Below are 17,902 nucleotides of genomic sequence, written 5' to 3' on the forward strand. Positions count from 1 at the left end.
AAAATATGAAACGCCTTGCTCTTTTCCAAATTAAACTTCGTCTACTACACTATTCATAATATTAGGAGTATATGAATACAAAAATTACAAATTTTACATTTGATAAGAAAAACTTAAATCTAGCAGAAGATATTATAAAAAAATATCCGCCGGAGGGTAAAAGAAGTGCTATATTGCCGCTGCTTGATTTAGCACAACGGCAAAATGGCGGTTGGCTACCCGTGCCTGCTATCGAGTATGTCGCAAATATGCTAGAAATGCCTTATATGCGGGCTTATGAAGTTGCAACTTTTTATACTATGTTTAATTTAAAGCGAGTTGGTAAATATCATATTCAAGTATGTACTACTACCCCTTGCTGGCTACGCGGTAGTGATGATATCATGAAAATTTGTGAAAAGAAATTAGGTATAAAACTCAAAGAAACAACTGAAGATCAAAAATTTACTTTAAGTGAGATAGAATGTTTAGGAGCATGCGTTAACGCTCCGGTCGTACAAATCAATGACGATTATTATGAAGATCTAACTGAAGAAAAAATGGAAAAACTAATAGATAAGCTGCAAAATGAGTAAAATACTTTTATTAATAATTAAGTTCTATCAATATTTCATTTCCCCGCTACTTGGCAATAATTGCCGCTTTCATCCCACTTGTTCTGAATATGCCAAAGAAGCTATAACAATACACCGCACACCTAAAGGCTTGTGGCTTACCTTTAAAAGAATCATCAAATGCCAACCGTTTTGCGACAGTGGATATGACGAAGTACCAAATTCAAGCAATAATGAACAAATTACTAAATAATTAAAAAATTAATATCCATCTTGTAAAAAGTAAAAATCTTATATACCTCTAGTAAATGAAAAATTGTCAAAGAAGTCAGCAAGTGTTATTAAGTAAGAATGGATTTATAGAAAATTAACATCAGTAGAAAAAGAAGAATTAAAGCTTTACCATAGAAGCGAAAGGGATAAGAGGATTTGTGATAGAATCAAAGCTGTTCTCACGTATGATGATAGCTATAGTATTGATGAGATATCGAAAGTGTTATTACTGAGTGATGAAGGGATAAGAAAACATTTAATAGATTATCATAATGCTCAGAAGCTTAAGCCTGGAAATGGCGGTAGTGATAGTAAACTTACTAGACAGGAGGAAGCAGAGTTAATAGTTCATCTAGAAAATAATAATTATGTGTATGCTAGAGATATAGGTTTGTTCATAGAACGTCAATATGGAGTAATCTATACATTAGCTGGGGTAATCAAGCTGTTACACAGACTTGGTTTTAGTTATCAGAAACCTAAGTTAATTCCTGGAAAAATAGATTTAGCTAAGCAAGAGGAATTTAAGCTGCAATATAGTTTGCTAAAAAATAATTTAGCTAAAGATGAGTCTATTTATTTTATGGATAGTGTTCATCCTCAATACCAAACTCGAGCAAAATTTGGTTGGATTAGAAAGAATGTAGTTAAAACATTACCAAGTTTCAGTGGTTGGAAGCGTAAACATATTATTGGTGCTATTAATCTTAAGGATTTAGAGGTAGTAACAACTGACAATCCTAAGGTTAATGGTGATTATATTATTGAATTTTTAAAGGAATTAGAAGCAAATAATCAAGATAAAAGTAAGATTTATTTGATATGCGATAATGCTGGATATCATAGGTCAAAAAAGGTAAAAGAATATCTACAATACAGTAAAATAGAGTTACTATTTTTGCCAGCATATAGTCCTAATTTGAATCCAATTGAACGACTGTGGAAATTTATGCATTCTGTTGTAAGTAACAATAAATTTTATGCGAATTTTGAGACATTTACTGATTCTATACGAATATTTTTTGAAAATATTGAAAAATATAAAAATAAAATTTCTTCATTGGTAAATGACAATTTTCAAACCATTGTGCCTAATCATTTTAACAACTCTTCATGTTGAAGAAGTATACATACTACCGACTACACCTGATAAAAACCCGCCAAGACTTCCAAGCTCTTCCTTTTGAAAATTATTAGGAATAATGTATTTTGTTAAATATAAACATCCCGCACAAAAACTCATCAAAACAATATTAGGAACGGTATAGATAAAGTCAATTTATATGATTAAGCATACGCATCTTAATTTTTACGTTATGTCATTCCCACGAAAGGCTTGCTTGCGTGTAACAGTTTTTTTGTCATTACAAGCTGGCATTGTTACGTGGACCTATAAAACCCACTGTGTCACCCCGTGGCTTGCTAACTAGGTCCATAAAAACAATAAAAAATACTAATATTTTAGTATTTTTACTGGATACCATGGTCACGGTATGACAGAGGTGAAATTGATCCACACAGCCTACGGCTGCTCGCAAGGTGTTGTTGCATTGGATATCGATGTCATTCCTGCGAAAGCAGGAATGACATCGAGAGCATTTACCGGTCCACACGGGCAATGCCTTGTAAGCTACACTTCCGTCTCTTCTAAGACCACCATAGAATCAGCAAGTTTAGTAATTTTCTCAATTTTTAACCGAGCTTCTTTTAGTTTTTTCTCACAATGATTCTTAAGTAAAATACCTCTTTCAAAGCTATTAACTGCCATCTCTAGACTCTCTTGTCCGTTATCTATTTTTTTAACAATTTCTTCAAGCTCTTTTAAAGCTTCTTCAAAGCTAATATTTTCTTCTAAAGTTTTAGTATTAGTCATTTATTTTTATTTTTTAATGGTTATCTGTAGTAGTTTTGTTTTCAGTTGTTTGTGGTATAAGTAATTTTTTTAGCTCACTACTATCAAAAGTTTTCTTAGGAGCAAAAATACTCCCTTGCATTTTTATATTAAGATGTGCCAAACTATCTTTATCGGAACTTGTATTTGAGGGATTTAACTTAACAAGCCTTGCCGGTACGTAAAATGATAAAATACTAGATGCATCCATATCAAAATTATATATATTAACTGCAAAAGAGGCCGCACCGCTACTATATTGTGTTGCAAATTTTACTTTCTTTAAAAGGGCAATACCTTTTTGTAGTTCAATATCACCGCTTATGCCTCTAATATTTTCTTGTCCTGTGGTTATAGCACTATTTATATCTTTATCTAAATTTTGTACTTTATAATCATCTGTATTAATTTTTTCTATAAAAGAATCAATTGCAAAATTATTAACATCTATATTGTTTATAGCAAATTGTGATTTTGTAGTAAGGTTATATAGCTGGCTTTGAAGAGTGTTACCGTTAGTCCCTAAACTACCGCTTATACTTACTTTTCCGCTACTTGCAGCAAATATTTTAGGCATAAGAGCCGAAACTTTGTTTAAATCTATTGTATTTAAAGCATATACGAAATTTAGAGAATAAGGTTCTAATAAAATATTGCCACTACCTTGAAGCTTACCGCCTAATAATTCTGCTTCAATATTATTAAATTGTAATAGATTATTATTATTTGCTACATAAAATTTAACATTTTTTAATATTAAATTATTTTGTGATAATGTTGATAATGTGCCGTAAAATTGCAATGTAGCTTTATCTAAACTATAATCATTTATTAAGTTATTTCTTAAATTAAGCATTTCTGCCGGTGATAATAAATCAGTAGTAAGATTACCGTCCTTAATTTCTATGGTCAAAGACGGTAATACACTTGAAGCATCCAAGTTCCAGCTAGTTGATAAATAGCTGCCCGCGGTTTTAAAATCTAAATTACTAATTTTTATATTAGCCGGTACGATTTTAGCAAGCAAATTCATTTTGTCAAATACATGATCATTATACTTAACGCTATCTATCAAAATATCTAAATTAGCTAAATATCCTATTGTTCTAATAGGAATAAATTTACTTGGATAATCTAAAGTTTTCATATCCTTAGTTAAATTTTTTGTAAATTCGATAAGAGGCGAAATTATCGGATACGTCCTACCGCTTAAGTCAAGTGAAGATATATTAAGCGTAGCATCTAAACGAGGTGTTTGAGCAATAAATTTACTAGAAAAATTTCCCGATAAATTTAAATTGTCCGTTTTAAGTAATAAATTTTTAAAAAATAAATCTATTAAAGTGAGTTTTAAATCCGACGACAAGCTAAAAGGAATAGTTTCTTTAATAGTAACATCATTAAAGCCTAAAATATTCAGTAACGAATTTATATCATTGTGCTTTAAATATAGCTGTCCATCAAACATACTTCTAACGGCATTCTGTGTTACATTACCTGTAAGCTTAAATTCTCCACCTGACTTAATATTACCTGAAAGTTCATTTATCTTTAAAGTATCCTTTGATAAGTTAGAAGAAAAGACTATTTTTTCTAGTGCTTCATTACTACTTAAAATTATTTCGTTAATTGCTACGTCTGCTTTAAGCAATTTGTCAGCAAAAATAAATCTAATATTTGAAGAAGAAGTATTAAATGTTACCTCTGCATTTGGAGAAATTAACGAACTTAGATCTATTTTAGGAAAATCTAATTTCACATTAGTAGTAATATTATCATTTTTAGCAATGTTAACAAATCCATTACCTGTAATAAAAGAGGATGCTATTACTATGTCTTTTAGCTCTATTTCATCTTCATTATTTGAAATATTAAATTTAACGTTTACTGCCTCATTTTGATTAAATTTATTAAAAAGATAGTTTAAATCCGGTAACATATTATACATTACCAATGCTAAATTTTTAATCTGATATTCACCGCTACCGCTAGTAAGCTTAAAATCTTTGTAAATTTGCGATAGCTTAAAACCATAATCATTATTATCAATATCAAGACTAAAATCTACTATATCATCACGTTTATTAATTGAACCTGAAATTTTACCTATGTAGTTACTTGTAGTTTTAAATATGTAATTAGATGATAAAGCATTTTCTTTTTTTAATATACAATTATTAAAATTTAAAATCGAATAGTCTTGTTTATTAATAATACTTAGATTAGTAACATTTAGATTTATATTTTGTAATTTATATTTAAAGAAATTCTTTATTAACTCTTCATGATTATAAATATTTAATACATTAGCATTAGAATAAAATTTAGCATCTAATATGTCTATTTTATTAATTTTAGGATTAAATTTTATAAGCGACCACAACGAAAAATGAATTTTAATCTGCTCTAAATCTAACTCTCCTCCTTCCTTTATCGTCTCAATAATTAAATAGGGCAAAGGAAATTTATTCATCTTTATTTTGCCGATATTTTCTTTCGCAATTCCTAAATGACTGGTAAGATTATTGGTAACCGAATTATAGTTAACAAAAGATAATGCACCAAAGATTATAAATAACAATAATGAGAAACAAATTATAATGCCGTCAGCTATTTTTTTTATCATGTCTGTAAAAAAGTTTTTAAATATATTATTATATATAACTATCAAAATTTAAAGGTAAATTAATGAATTCTTTAGAAAATTTAATTTTAGTCGGTGTAATAAAATCATGGCACGGAATTAAAGGTCATGTAATTTTAAAATCTTTTACCGAACCTGCTACAAAAATACTTGAAAGAAATTTAGTAAATGAGTCAGGAGAAGATATACATATTAAGCTAATTAGCCAAAATGCCAAAGGAGAATTAATTTGTACATTTAATGATATAGCTACTCGAAATGAGGCTGAAAATTTAAAAGGTTATAAACTATTTTGCTTGAGAGCAAGTTTACCGAAACTAGAAGAAGATGAATTTTATATAGCGGATTTAAATCATTTACCGGTATTAAACCAAGATCATAAAGAAATAGGCAAAATTAACAATATTCTTAATTTTGGTGCCGGTGACATAATTGAAATAGAATTTTTAGATCAAACAACCGAATTATTACCTTTCAATAAAGGGTTTTTCCCTCTTATAACTAAAGATTATGTCGTTTTAAATTATCAAAGAGAAATTTGAGCACCGATGTCATTCCCGCGAAAAGCGGGGCATTGTTGCATGGATTGGAAAACCTACTCGATGTCATCCCGTGGCTTGACCACGGGATCTAAAAAACAACTTAAAATACTAACAATTTTAGTATTTTAAACTGGATCCCGCGATCAAGTCGCGGGATGACATCGAGTAATACTTAATGGAGTAAATTATATGAATTTGACAATTAAGCCTTAAATACTATAATCAATATATGTATATAAATAGAAGGTTAAACTCTATGCCTAAAACTTTAAAATACTCACTTATTATATTTATAAGTATAATATTGTTATTAATTATTATTCCTTTCTTTATTCCTTTAAATAATTATAAAGGAGTAATAATAGATAAAGTCAAAGAGGCTACAAATAGAGATTTAACTATTAACGGCGATATAAAATTATCTTTACTACCAAATCCCGCAGTATCACTATCAGAAATTAAATTATCATCAATAGACGGCACGAAAGAACCTCATCTAATTTCCGTTGAAAATGCTAAAGCGTCATTAAAGCTTTTTCCTCTTTTTAGAGGAACAATTGAAGTAGCTTCTATAGAACTGCAAAAACCTATTATAAATCTAGAAGTTTTGAATAACGGACAAAAAAATTGGCAATTTGCTACACCTACCTCTAATAATAACCCCCAAATAAATAACATTAGTTCTGCAGAATCTACTAATGCTAATAGTGAATTAGAACTTCCTATTTTGATTAGTCATCTTAAAATAATAAACGGCAAAGTAATATATAGAGAAAAAAATAGCGAGAAAATATTTAACGATATTAATTTAGATACTAAAATTAAAAGCCTTAAAGGTCCTATAGACTTTACTTTAGCTTTAAATGCTTTGGAACAACAGATAAATATAGAGGGAAATATTGAAGAAATAGGAAAAATAATTCCGTTAAGGGCTAATATTAATCTTGTCGGTGAAAAAATTAAAATCGAAGGGAACTTTGATAGCGAAAATAATTCTTTTATAGGTAACGCAAATATTAAAGGTAATACTAAAGCTTTAGGTATGCCGGATGATTTACAAAATGACTATGATCTAACTACGGTAATTACTGCCGATAATAAAAATATAACTATAAAAGATGCTAGACTTAATTATCCAAATATAGAATTACTAGCAAATGCAAATTATGATATAGAACGTAATAACCTAAAATCAAATATTATTATCAATCCCGGTAACATTAAAACCGAGATTAGCTCTAATTTAGATAAGACAAATATTATGCTACAAGCTGATAGTTTAAAACCTATACTTGATGCTCTAAAGCTAAAGACCGATAAATTACCTCCTATTATTAACCAGAAACTGAATGTTACTTCTAATGTAATTTGTAATTCTCAAACAATAAAATTACAAAATATTACTTTAATTGCTGCAAATAGTAATCTAACAGGAGATATTGAGCTTAAAAACTTAGCACAAGATATAACTATTTCTCACAATCTAAAAATTAATAATTTTGAGTCGTTTATGTCTCTTATGGGAGTAAGTAATTTAAGTAAGATTGGGGTATTGCAGTTAAACGGGGAAGTACAAAAAATTAAAGATACTTTCCATATTAATAATAAAATATCTGCTTTTAATACTAATATATCTATTAAAGGCGATATTAATTTAGCAGTTCAGAAGCCAAATTTTAATCTTAACTTATACAGTCCTTTAGTTAATTTAGATAAAATTCTTGCAAGTAATAGCCCTACCACTGTTCCAAGTAAAACTAGTAGTCCTGCTACTCAAAACATACCTACAGCTAAAAATAATTCTCCTTGGTCAAATAACCCTATTAATTTAGGGTTTTTAAATGAAATTGAAGGGCAATTATCCGCAAATATTGATAAACTAACTAATGACTCATTAATCATAAATAATTTAAAAGCAAAATTAAATATCACCGGTGACACGCTGAATATTACTTCAGTTAATGCGAGCATTTACGGGGGCGAACTAAGTAGCACCGGTTATGTGAGTTCAGGAAAAGATCAAGAAGCTGCAATTAAAATTGATTTAAAAAATGCCTATCTCAAAAGTTTAACTCCGCAATCGGGTAAAATAAAAATAACCGATGGACGACTAAGTTTTAAAACGGATCTTACTTCTCACGGTAATAGCGTTTATACATATGTTAATAATCTAAGCGGACAATTTAACGTAAATAGTGATAACGGAAAAATAAGCGGGTTTGACTTAAACCGAAGCGCAGATTCGGTAAATAATGCTAAAAATACCGAAGGAGTGTTACGGCTTATTAACAGCTCTTTTAGCGGTGGATCAACATCTTTCAAAAATTTAATTGCCAGAGGGAATATAGCTAGTGGCAAGCTTAATTTAAATGAATGTAGTTTAGATGCCGCGCCGGCCAAAGCAAATGCAAGCGGTCAAATTAACTTACCACAATATATGATGGATATTAGTGCAAGCGTTACTATTGGGGATTTACCTCCTATAGCCGTTAAATTATACGGATTCATAAATAACCCGCAGCATAAATTAGATATTCAAGCTTTTCAGACATATTTAGTTAAAAACGTATTTAATAGAGTTATTAAAGACTTAAAAAGCGGAGAGAAGAAACCTGAAAATATTATTAAAGATGCTTTAGGTCTTAGAAAGAAAAAAGATACAAATACAGAGGAACAAAACAGCCCTCCGCAGGAAAACCAACAAGCAGACCCTGTAAATAAGCTGCTACAAAAAGGATTAAAGAAACTGTTTTGATGTGACCGGCACGGGTGTTGTATGACTTATTATTTCTCTCTGTGTCATCCCGTGATTTATTCGGCTTTGTTGCGTGGCTCGATGTCATTCCCACTTAGGCAGGAATCCAGTAATCCTTAATGTCACCCCGTGGCTTGACCACGGGGTACAGGTTTTTATTTTTTTTCCTAGACTCGTGAATAAATCACGGGATGACAGAGAAAAAACTGGATTCCTGCCGTTGCTAAGAATGAAATTGTACGCTTTTTCTGAGCCATACAACAACGCTTTCTTACAATGACGACATATATATACCTCTAGTAAATGAAAAATTGTCAAAGAAGTCAGCAAGTGTTATTAAGTAAGAATGGATTTATAGAAAATTAACATCAGTAGAAAAAGAAGAATTAAAGCTTTACCATAGAAGCGAAAGGGATAAGAGGATTTGTGATAGAATCAAAGCTGTTCTCACGTATGATGATAGCTATAGTATTGATGAGATATCGAAAGTGTTATTACTGAGTGATGGGGAGGGATAAGAAAACATTTAATAGATTATCATAATGCTCAGAAGCTTAAGCCTGGAAATGGCGGTAGTGATAGTAAACTTACTAGACAGGAGGAAGCAGAGTTAATAGTTCATCTAGAAAATAATAATTATGTGTATGCTAGAGATATAGGTTTGTTCATAGAACGTCAATATGGAGTAATCTATACATTAGCTGGGGTAATCAAGCTGTTACACAGACTTGGTTTTAGTTATCAGAAACCTAAGTTAATGCCTGGAAAAATAGATTTAGCTAAGCAAGAGGAATTTAAGCTGCAATATAGTTTGCTAAAAAATAATTTAGCTAAAGATGAGTCTATTTATTTTATGGATAGTGTTCATCCTCAATACCAAACTCGAGCAAAATTTGGTTGGATTAGAAAGAATGTAGTTAAAACATTACCAAGTTTCAGTGGTTGGAAGCGTAAACATATTATTGGTGCTATTAATCTTAAGGATTTAGAGGTAGTAACAACTGACAATCCTAAGGTTAATGGTGATTATATTATTGAATTTTTAAAGAAATTAGAAGCAAATAATCAAGATAAAAGTAAGATTTATTTGATATGCGATAATGCTGGATATCATAGGTCAAAAAAGGTAAAAGAATATCTACAATACAGTAAAATAGAGTTACTATTTTTGCCAGCATATAGTCCTAATTTGAATCCAATTGAACGACTGTGGAAATTTATGCATTCTGTTGTAAGTAACAATAAATTTTATGCGAATTTTGAGACATTTACTGATTCTATACGAATATTTTTTGAAAATATTGAAAAATATAAAAATAAAATTTCTTCATTGGTAAATGACAATTTTCAAACCATTGTGCCTAATCATTTTAACAACTCTTCATGTTGAAGAAGTATATTTAACTGGTTCATATTTATGCTTAATTTCCGGCGTTGTTTCAAAATCAAATAATTTATCAAATGTAAATTCTTCACCGTTTTTGATAATCTTGAGGTTGTTTTCAAGAGCATTTAAAAATGTGCTTTTTCCGCTATAAGGTAATCCTATTACTACTGTAGCTTCTGATGTTTTTCCTGCTTGTATTAGTGAATAATTAACTTCAGTCAATCCATTTAGAATATTTTCTTTTAAAGAATCAAGAGCAGTTTCTTCTTCTGTTAAAGATTTAATATCAAGTCCTGTGGGAATTTTAGATTTCATATATAACCACTAATTTATTCTTTAATATAAATTTTTATACTGTCGTTTTCGCCGCTATCACTGGTAGCTCTAATAATAAATTCACCGGTTTTTGCTTTCCATATTACAGGTTCGTTTGATTTTGCGGTTGCTATTAATTCATTATCTACAAACCAAAAAACGTTATTGGTTTTATTATCGCTAATCGCACTAAAAGTAATATTATCACTATCTTTAATTGAATGTATGGAATTTCTTAACGGGTATATAATTTTAGGTTTCTGATGATGCCAATTTATCAACCTATTGCAATGGTTTGTGGGTATCGGTTTCGGTAATATATGTATTCCTGCTTTTTGGTAAACCGAAAGCATATCCGTCGGCCATAAATTTACTGTTTTATATTCTGTTTGTCCTTTAATAAAGTTGCAAGCAGGCATACCGGTTTTTAAATCTATCAACATTTTTCTATAAATACCGGATTGTTTTATCGGTGATTTGCCTTTAATGAATAAGGCTTCTGCTTTAACCGGACACATATCGTTATCGATATCTCCCGTATCTGCACAAACTTTTACTTTAGTAATATTTAGTTCATTAATTTTTGAAAGGATTAAATCCTCATCTTTATTTGGTTGGGCTATTGATTCTATAACATTAAAGAATAAAGGGGCCGCAGAAATATTACCTGTAAATGTTCCGTGAGTTTGCCCTTTGAAATCTCCAACCCAAACGGCAAGTACGTATTTTCCGAATATGCCTACGCTAAGTGCGTCTCTAAATGAGCTAGAAGTACCTGTTTTCCAATAAATCGGTAAGTTATACTTTGTATTGTTATAGGTAATAGGACGAGTCGTATCTTTTATAATATCAAGTGTTAAGTAACTTGCCTCGGGGGATAATAGTAGGGTGTCCGTGTCATCCCTGTCCTTTCCTGCGTCATACCTGTCCTCTCCTATGTCATTCCCGCGAAAGCGGGAATCCAGTAAATCATATGAAATTTTTGTTCTAACATTTAGGTTATTTTTTATGGATTCCTGCTTTTGCAGGAATGACATAGAGGAAAGTGGGAGTGACATAGTAGAATCCAATACTTTCCTAAGCGGTTTATAAGTACCGAAATTAGCAAGCATAGCATAAAGAGTAGTTAACTCTTCAAGAGTAATTTCTGCTGTGCCGAGTACTATAGATAAGCCGTAATTTTCAGGTTTTCGTAAGCCGCTAATTTTTGCTTGTTGTAAGAACTCATAAAAATGCGGGTTTTTTAACTTAGACGCCAGAAATATTACAGGTACGTTACGGCTCTTTATTAACGATTCTCTAGCACTTAATCCTCCTGTAAATCTGCTATCAAAATTTTCAGGTTTATAATGATCGTAGTAAGTAGGCGTATCCTTTAGTAAAGTTAACGGATGTATTAGCGATTGATCAAAACTCAGTGCATAGACAAACGGTTTTAAAGCTGAGCCTGGAGATCGATGGCTTTTAGTGCCGTTAATCTGTCCGCAAATATCGTTATTAAAAAAATCACCTGAACCAACGCTTGCAAGCACTTCCATAGTAGTAAAATCAATAAGAATTACGGAAGCATTATTAATGCCGTATTTTTTCAGGTTATTAATATATAGCCGGACTTGCTTTTCTATAGTAGTTTGCAGATTCTTATCTATAGTAGTACGTATAATAGGACTATCATTATTTGCCAGGATATCTAAAGTGAAATGCGGTGCAATAAAAGGAAGATTTTTATTTTGATTAAATTTAATCGGCAAACTAATTAACTTATTATAAATAATATCTTGTGGGTGAGTCGTTAGCCACTCGGTAAATAGATATTTACGTGCTTTAAAAATATTAATATCATTCCCGCCTCTTTTAAGAGGATTTTGTGGGATTACTGCAAGGCTTAGAATATCGAGCAAATTTAAATCTTTTAGGTCACGATTGAAGTAAATATAACTGCCTGCTGTTATCCCTTCAATATTACTACCGTAAGGCACTAGGTTTAGATAAGCTTCTAGGATTTCATTTTTTGAATAATGTAGCTCTACATGAATAGCTTTAATGATTTGATGGATTTTACCAAGAATAGTAGAAGAGCTTATTCCGTATCTTAAACGTGCTACTTGCATTGTTATAGTAGAGCCGCCTATTTTACGATTATTCTGTAAATAAGTAGAATCAAAAGCTTTGGCTAAAGAAACGGGGTTAATGCCGAAATGTTTGTAAAAATGTCTATCTTCATATAACAATACTGCTTCTATAAAACTTGCCGGTATTTCACTTATAGGTGTGAATATCCTATATTTATCGTCTTTAGAAAGCGAAATACGCATTAACTCGCCGCTTCGGTCAAATACTCTTTGTGAGAAGCTTATGTCTTTAAGCAATGGAGCAGGAGAAATAGCAAAATATAATATTATAATGCCGCTAATTGTAATAAAAAGTAATTTGGTTTTGAGAGACAATTTATGTACCTAGTAATTTGTTGTGTAGTTTTTGTGTTATTCTAGCTAGGAATGACATTGTGTAACAATCATTATAAAGCATTTTACAAATAATGAAAATTTTAATAATATAGCTTGCATGTATAGAAGTAATATCATATAATGCACCACAAGGCATTAATAAATTAACTAATCGTTAACAAAAATTAAACATTACGATTGTTATAAATATTAAATTATCATATAAAATCTACGCTACTATCCTACCTTATAACCTATCAATATAAATTTCTTGATATAATATTTTTTTCGTGTATTATTATCTTTAATAACAAATTAAACATTAATATTTTAAGTAATTGTTAATATTTATTAAAGGGGAATTAGATATTATGACAAAAAATATAAATTCTAAACTTACAAAATTATTCTTACTTAGCTGTGCTAACGCGGCAATCATGACTGCTATGGTCCGAGAAGCAAGAGCAGATATAGAGATCTATGATATATTGAATCATACTCCTGAGTATGAAGCATTAGTCCCTACACAAAAGCTTAATATTATAAGAGGGATTCAAGCTCGTGAAGATTTCGGCGATCTTTTTGATGATCTTATGCCAGGGGAAAGAAGATTATTCAATAACGAAATAATAGAAGTCAATAAACTTCAAGCAGCTGCTCCTGTACTTAACGGTGCTAGAGAAAGAAGAGAAGCACGTGCAGCCGGTGTTGAAGTTGTTGATTTAACAGGTAATATACTTCTTCAACATGAAGAGTTGTTAAAATGATTAGGCACAATGGTTTGAAAATTGTCATTTACCAATGAAGAAATTTTATTTTTATATTTTTCAATATTTTCAAAAAATATTCGTATAGAATCAGTAAATGTCTCAAAATTCGCATAAAATTTATTGTTACTTACAACAGAATGCATAAATTTCCACAGTCGTTCAATTGGATTCAAATTAGGACTATATGCTGGCAAAAATAGTAACTCTATTTTACCGTATTGTAGATATTCTTTTACCTTTTTTGACCTATGATATCCAGCATTATCGCATATCAAATAAATCTTACTTTTATCTTGATTATTTGCTTCTAATTTCTTTAAAAATTCAATAATATAATCACCATTAACCTTAGGATTGTCAGTTGTTACTACCTCTAAATCCTTAAGATTAATAGCACCAATAATATGTTTACGCTTCCAACCACTGAAACTTGGTAATGTTTTAACTACATTCTTTCTAATCCAACCAAATCTTGCTCGAGTTTGGTATTGAGGATGAACACTATCCATAAAATAAATAGACTCATCTTTAGCTAAATTATTTTTTAGCAAACTATATTGCAGCTTAAATTCCTCTTGCTTAGCTAAATCTATTTTTCCAGGAATTAACTTAGGTTTCTGATAACTAAAACCAAGTCTGTGTAACAGCTTGATTACCCCAGCTAATGTATAGATTACTCCATATTGACGTTCTATGAACAAACCTATATACTTCTTTTACCTGAAGAATTGGTAGTATTAGATATTAATTATCCATAAGAACATTGATTATTCGCTCATCTAAATATTCATTTTCCAACTTTTCAAGTTAAAGAAGTATATAAGATACGGTCACTCTAAATACGGTTCTTATCAAGAAAGCGATGTAGGTATTCAGCATTTGAGTATTGCTTCTAAAAAGCAGCATTTATGGAGCGGTATTTTAGGCACTAAGGTAGCTTTAGCCCCACAAAAGATAGCTGAAGGCTTAAGTATTACGCCTGCACTTCAAGTTTCTGTAGAAAATTACTTTAACAATAAGAGTAAAAAGCTTAATGCTAAAGTAAAATGGAAAGATAGAGAAGTTAATGAAACTATCGCATTACCGAAGCAACCTAAAGTCGGCTATAATATCGGTGCTAGCGTTTTAACTGAAAAAGGTAATATAAGCGTGACTTTAGAGTATCACTGCCACTTACAGAAGCAATACCAAAGCCATCAAGGCTTTGTAAAATTGAAAGTGAAATTATAACAGTCAAAATCGTCATTGTGAGAGAAAACTGTAAGTTTTGATGAAGTAATCTAGTAACCTTTAATGTCATCCTGCGAGCTTGTAGCGGGAGCCAGTAAAAATACTAGTATTTTTTATTATTTTTATGGTCCCCGTGGTCAAGCTATAGTACCGGACATTTTTTGAAAAGACTTCAATGTCATCCCCACGAAAGCGGGGATCCAGGCTAAAAAATCTTAATTTTAAAGATTTTTTATTATATAGTTTTTTCAAGATAAAGCTTTCAAAAAAGCTTTAAAGTACTGGATTCCCGCCTACGCGGGAATGACATTGAATAAAAATTGTCGAGTACTATAGTTCAAGCCACGTGGTAATACGGCGGGTTCTGTTGTTTTGCTGGATACCGTGGACAAGCTACTAGATGACACCGAGTGTGTTTTCAGATCCACGCAGGCAATGCCTGCTCGCAATGACGATTAGATACCCACGCTAGCAATGCACTCTCAAGATTTATAAATAATACTTATTACTCGTCTCTTAATACTAAAACTGATATATCTGAATGACGGACGATTTTAGAAGCATTAGGTCCAAGCATATAATCTTTTAATTGTAGTCTGACTGCAGAGATTATTATTAAATCGGCTTTAATTTCATTAGAGTGCTTAATTATTTCATCATAAACGGCACCGTTACCTATATAATAATCTGTTTCAATTTCATCAGGAATATATTGTTTGATAAGCTCTTTAATTTGAGTCTGATACTTTTCTTTTTTCTCCGTTTTCCAATTTTTAGGTAAATAATCTTCAAACATTTTCGTACCGAATTCAGGAATTACATACATAAAATGTAATTTTGCTTGAAAGTTCGTTGCAAGCATTAAAGCCTTAGAAAGAATACCTTTTATAGATTTTTTATCATTTAAATCTATAGGTATAAGTATATTTTTAAATATAGTATTTTCAGACATAAGATATTGTTAGTTTTTATTTCTTACTGAATCATGTTTTGGTAGAACAAAATTTTTAGTATCGGCAAAATAGTTAATATCGAGGTTATTTAATAAGTAATTAGAAAGTTTAAAATTTGCTACGTTTCTATGAAAAGCTCCGATAAATTTATCTAAAATATCACGATTCGCCTCATCTCTAGTTACTAGGATTGCGGATACTTTTACTGTAGTTTGATCATCGGTAATCCCTGGATTAAGCCCTTGTGAAGTATAGCTTTATGAAACGCTCTATTTTGTTTCATTAATTCTGCTATTTTGTCATTTTCAATTGAAACGAAATCAACTTCACACTTATTAGCTATTAAATTTACTAAGGGGTTAGAGTGTCCAACCATCATTATTATGGCATCTATTTCCTTATTACAGAATTTGTCAATAGAATCTTCATAATTAATGTGTAGCTCTTCAGGTTCTTTAGAAAATTTATATAAAGAACGTATGGCATCATAAGTAATATTACTACTGGAAAATGCCGGACCGTTAGTTATTTTTTTTCCGTCAATATCAGCAAAAACTTTTATTTTATCCTCATCTTTTACAATAACCGTAAAAAACTCATCATGTAGATTAAGTACCTGACGTAAATTTTGCATTTTTTCTTGATCGTGATAATAACCTATGCCCTCATATGCTTCTACTGCAATATTAGCTTGCACTAGAGCTAAATCAATTTTGCCTTGTTGTAATAATTTTAAATTTTCTATACTGCCGTTTGTTGCAACAACTTCACATTTAATATGTTCATTATTTTTATCATCATTTGTAATAGTCTTGCATAAATCAAGTCCAATAGCATAATATCCTTTTAAAATAGAGCCGGTACCGATTTTAATGACTTTTGGAGCAGCATAAATATTACTACAAATAAGAAATATGCTAATAATAGTAGCTAGTTTAAAATTATTCATAAAACTAATTTGAATTATTTTCGGTGTTTTGGTCTTCTTTATGTTCACCAAGTTTTAGTTCTAATAAATTAATAGAACCGATATTTATTCCTTTATCTGAAAACTCAATATCAAACTTAGCTTTTTCTATATTGTTGTAAACCGAATTTACATCATTTTGATCTATATTTAATTGCTCGTCGGAAGCTTTATTAATTGCTTTAGCAATAATTGTTTTAATTATTTTCTTAGAAAAAATAATATTATTCGGTAATAATTTATCAACTATGGAATTATAATTTTCCAGCTCAAAATATAGTTTTCCTTCCGGTAATTTATTGGCAAAGAATTGTAAAGCACCGTTTAAATTAACTTTAGAATCATTATCACAAGTAAAAATAAATCTTTCTATATTAAAATTTTGTAAAATAGCTGAATCTTCTCCGTCTTCAGCAAATTTTAAAGAAGCAGCAATATCTAAATTAGCATTTTTAAAATTCAAAATATCTTTTTCTGAATAATAATTCATATTTAAAAATAAGGATATTATTTTCCTCAGTTGCTAAATTCTGTTTTCTTAATAAGAAATGCTAAATCATTAATTTTAAAGATTTCTTGATTATCTTTAAATATCGATAATGCTTTATTATTTAACTGAATTGATTTTAATATTTCTTTTAAATTATCATCTTTTGATATTTTATATAAAGGTTTATTAAATTTTCCTATACCTTTTATACTTCTTTTACCTGAAGAATTGGTAGTATTAGATATTAATTATCCATAAGAACATTGATTATTCGCTCATCTAAATATTCATTTTCCAACTTTTCAAGTTAAAGAAGTATATATCATCATCGCTGCGTACATCATAGGTAAATGTTTTATCGCCGTAATTATCGACTTCTCTAATAAAAGGACCGAAATTAAGAGAGGCTCTTTTAGTACTAAAAGCTATATTTAGGACAATATTTTCACTAGTAAATTCTTTAGAATTTACATGATCAATTAATTTTACTTTAGGATCCGTTACGGTAATTTTCCAATTAAAAGGATAGCCTGAAAACTTAACTGCATTATAAGATATTTTAAGATTATCGGATTCAGAATGCTTAATTAAACTTACAACGTTATTTTTATAGTATATGCAGTTGCAAACCATATTATAGTAAAGGCTAAAAACACAAAAAGAAGTATTTTACGTATCACTTTT

The 17,902-nt window shown here is 30.2% G+C and carries 15 protein-coding genes and 4 pseudogenes; 9 read left to right on the forward strand and 10 right to left on the reverse strand.

Annotated features, from left to right (window positions below; genetic code table 11):
- Positions 1–71: 71 nt before the first annotated feature.
- From nuoE to AC5584_RS01640, 3 genes are all read left to right on the forward strand, one after another.
- A complete protein-coding gene (gene nuoE, locus AC5584_RS01630) occupies positions 72–575 on the forward strand; it encodes an NADH-quinone oxidoreductase subunit NuoE (protein ID WP_410526764.1) in 504 nt (167 codons plus the stop codon).
- Positions 568–807: a membrane protein insertion efficiency factor YidD gene (yidD, locus tag AC5584_RS01635; protein ID WP_499216633.1), complete on the forward strand. Its 240-nt coding sequence runs from the start codon at positions 568–570 to the stop codon at positions 805–807. The genes nuoE and yidD overlap by 8 nt, the downstream gene beginning before the upstream one ends.
- A gap of 186 nt (positions 808–993) precedes the next feature.
- Complete coding sequence (locus AC5584_RS01640; RefSeq protein ID WP_499217087.1) at positions 994–1,947, forward strand: IS630 family transposase; 954 nt, start codon at positions 994–996, stop codon at positions 1,945–1,947.
- Here the strand turns inward: AC5584_RS01640 and AC5584_RS01645 are convergent.
- The 3 genes and pseudogenes from AC5584_RS01645 to AC5584_RS01655 form a co-directional block, all read right to left on the reverse strand.
- Positions 1,942–2,070 (reverse strand): annotated as a pseudogene (locus AC5584_RS01645) (bestrophin-like domain); the annotation flags it as partial. The gene AC5584_RS01640 and the pseudogene AC5584_RS01645 sit on opposite strands and share 6 nt — an antisense overlap.
- Before the next feature lie 387 nt (positions 2,071–2,457).
- Positions 2,458–2,700 carry an exodeoxyribonuclease VII small subunit gene (locus tag AC5584_RS01650; RefSeq protein ID WP_499216634.1) on the reverse strand — a complete coding sequence of 81 codons (243 nt, stop codon included), beginning with the start codon at positions 2,698–2,700 and terminating at the stop codon, positions 2,458–2,460.
- 13 nt (positions 2,701–2,713) lie between these two features.
- Positions 2,714–5,344, reverse strand: a complete 2,631-nt coding sequence (locus AC5584_RS01655; RefSeq protein ID WP_499216635.1) for an exodeoxyribonuclease 7 small subunit — start codon at positions 5,342–5,344, stop codon at positions 2,714–2,716.
- A 62-nt stretch (positions 5,345–5,406) separates the two neighbouring features.
- Between AC5584_RS01655 and rimM the strand changes: the two genes are divergently transcribed.
- The 3 genes from rimM (at position 5,407) to AC5584_RS01670 (ending at position 8,659) form a co-directional block, all read left to right on the forward strand.
- Entirely contained in the window at positions 5,407–5,904 is a 498-nt protein-coding gene (gene rimM / locus AC5584_RS01660) for a ribosome maturation factor RimM (RefSeq protein ID WP_499216636.1), read from the forward strand.
- 6 nt (positions 5,905–5,910) lie between these two features.
- Positions 5,911–6,033, forward strand: coding sequence for a palindromic element RPE4 domain-containing protein (locus AC5584_RS01665; protein ID WP_499216637.1), 123 nt, complete (start codon positions 5,911–5,913; stop codon positions 6,031–6,033).
- Between the two features lie 127 nt (positions 6,034–6,160).
- On the forward strand, positions 6,161–8,659 hold the full coding sequence (locus AC5584_RS01670; protein ID WP_499217088.1) for an AsmA family protein: 2,499 nt from the start codon (positions 6,161–6,163) through the stop codon (positions 8,657–8,659).
- An 84-nt stretch (positions 8,660–8,743) separates the two neighbouring features.
- On the opposite strand, the gene AC5584_RS01675 is transcribed toward AC5584_RS01670, so the two are convergent.
- Complete coding sequence (locus AC5584_RS01675; RefSeq protein ID WP_410527605.1) at positions 8,744–8,923, reverse strand: hypothetical protein; 180 nt, start codon at positions 8,921–8,923, stop codon at positions 8,744–8,746.
- Between the two features lie 265 nt (positions 8,924–9,188).
- Here AC5584_RS01675 and AC5584_RS01680 point away from each other — a divergent pair, with 265 nt between their 5' ends.
- Positions 9,189–10,049, forward strand: a complete 861-nt coding sequence (locus tag AC5584_RS01680) for an IS630 family transposase (protein ID WP_499217089.1) — start codon at positions 9,189–9,191, stop codon at positions 10,047–10,049.
- Here the strand turns inward: AC5584_RS01680 and AC5584_RS01685 are convergent.
- Complete coding sequence (locus tag AC5584_RS01685) at positions 10,041–10,361, reverse strand: hypothetical protein (protein ID WP_499217103.1); 321 nt, start codon at positions 10,359–10,361, stop codon at positions 10,041–10,043. The genes AC5584_RS01680 and AC5584_RS01685 overlap by 9 nt on opposite strands.
- Positions 10,362–10,375: 14 nt before the next feature.
- A complete protein-coding gene (gene pbpC, locus AC5584_RS01690; protein WP_499216638.1) occupies positions 10,376–12,808 on the reverse strand; it encodes a penicillin-binding protein 1C in 2,433 nt (810 codons plus the stop codon).
- 446 nt (positions 12,809–13,254) lie between these two features.
- Between pbpC and AC5584_RS01695 the strand changes: the two are divergent.
- Positions 13,255–13,554, forward strand: a pseudogene (locus tag AC5584_RS01695) (cell surface protein); the annotation flags it as partial.
- On the opposite strand, the gene AC5584_RS01700 reads toward AC5584_RS01695, so the two are convergent.
- Positions 13,551–14,279 carry an IS630 family transposase gene (locus AC5584_RS01700; RefSeq protein WP_499216639.1) on the reverse strand — a complete coding sequence of 243 codons (729 nt, stop codon included), beginning with the start codon at positions 14,277–14,279 and terminating at the stop codon, positions 13,551–13,553. The pseudogene AC5584_RS01695 and the gene AC5584_RS01700 overlap by 4 nt on opposite strands.
- A gap of 118 nt (positions 14,280–14,397) precedes the next feature.
- Here AC5584_RS01700 and AC5584_RS01705 point away from each other — a divergent pair, with 118 nt between their 5' ends.
- Positions 14,398–14,808, forward strand: coding sequence for an autotransporter outer membrane beta-barrel domain-containing protein (locus tag AC5584_RS01705; RefSeq protein WP_499217090.1), 411 nt, complete (start codon positions 14,398–14,400; stop codon positions 14,806–14,808).
- A 505-nt stretch (positions 14,809–15,313) separates the two neighbouring features.
- On the opposite strand, the gene AC5584_RS01710 is transcribed toward AC5584_RS01705, so the two are convergent.
- The 3 genes and pseudogenes from AC5584_RS01710 to AC5584_RS01720 form a co-directional block, all read right to left on the reverse strand.
- On the reverse strand, positions 15,314–15,760 hold the full coding sequence (locus AC5584_RS01710) for a universal stress protein (protein ID WP_499216640.1): 447 nt from the start codon (positions 15,758–15,760) through the stop codon (positions 15,314–15,316).
- 9 nt (positions 15,761–15,769) lie between these two features.
- Positions 15,770–16,710: pseudogene (locus AC5584_RS01715) on the reverse strand (TAXI family TRAP transporter solute-binding subunit).
- Positions 16,711–16,714: 4 nt separating this feature from the next.
- Positions 16,715–17,898: pseudogene (locus tag AC5584_RS01720) on the reverse strand (RP198 family tick cell line-upregulated protein).
- Between the last annotated feature and the right edge of the window lie 4 nt (positions 17,899–17,902).

The organism is Rickettsia endosymbiont of Villa modesta, assembly GCF_964026485.1.
GTDB classification, from domain to species: Bacteria; Pseudomonadota; Alphaproteobacteria; order Rickettsiales; family Rickettsiaceae; genus Rickettsia; species Rickettsia asembonensis.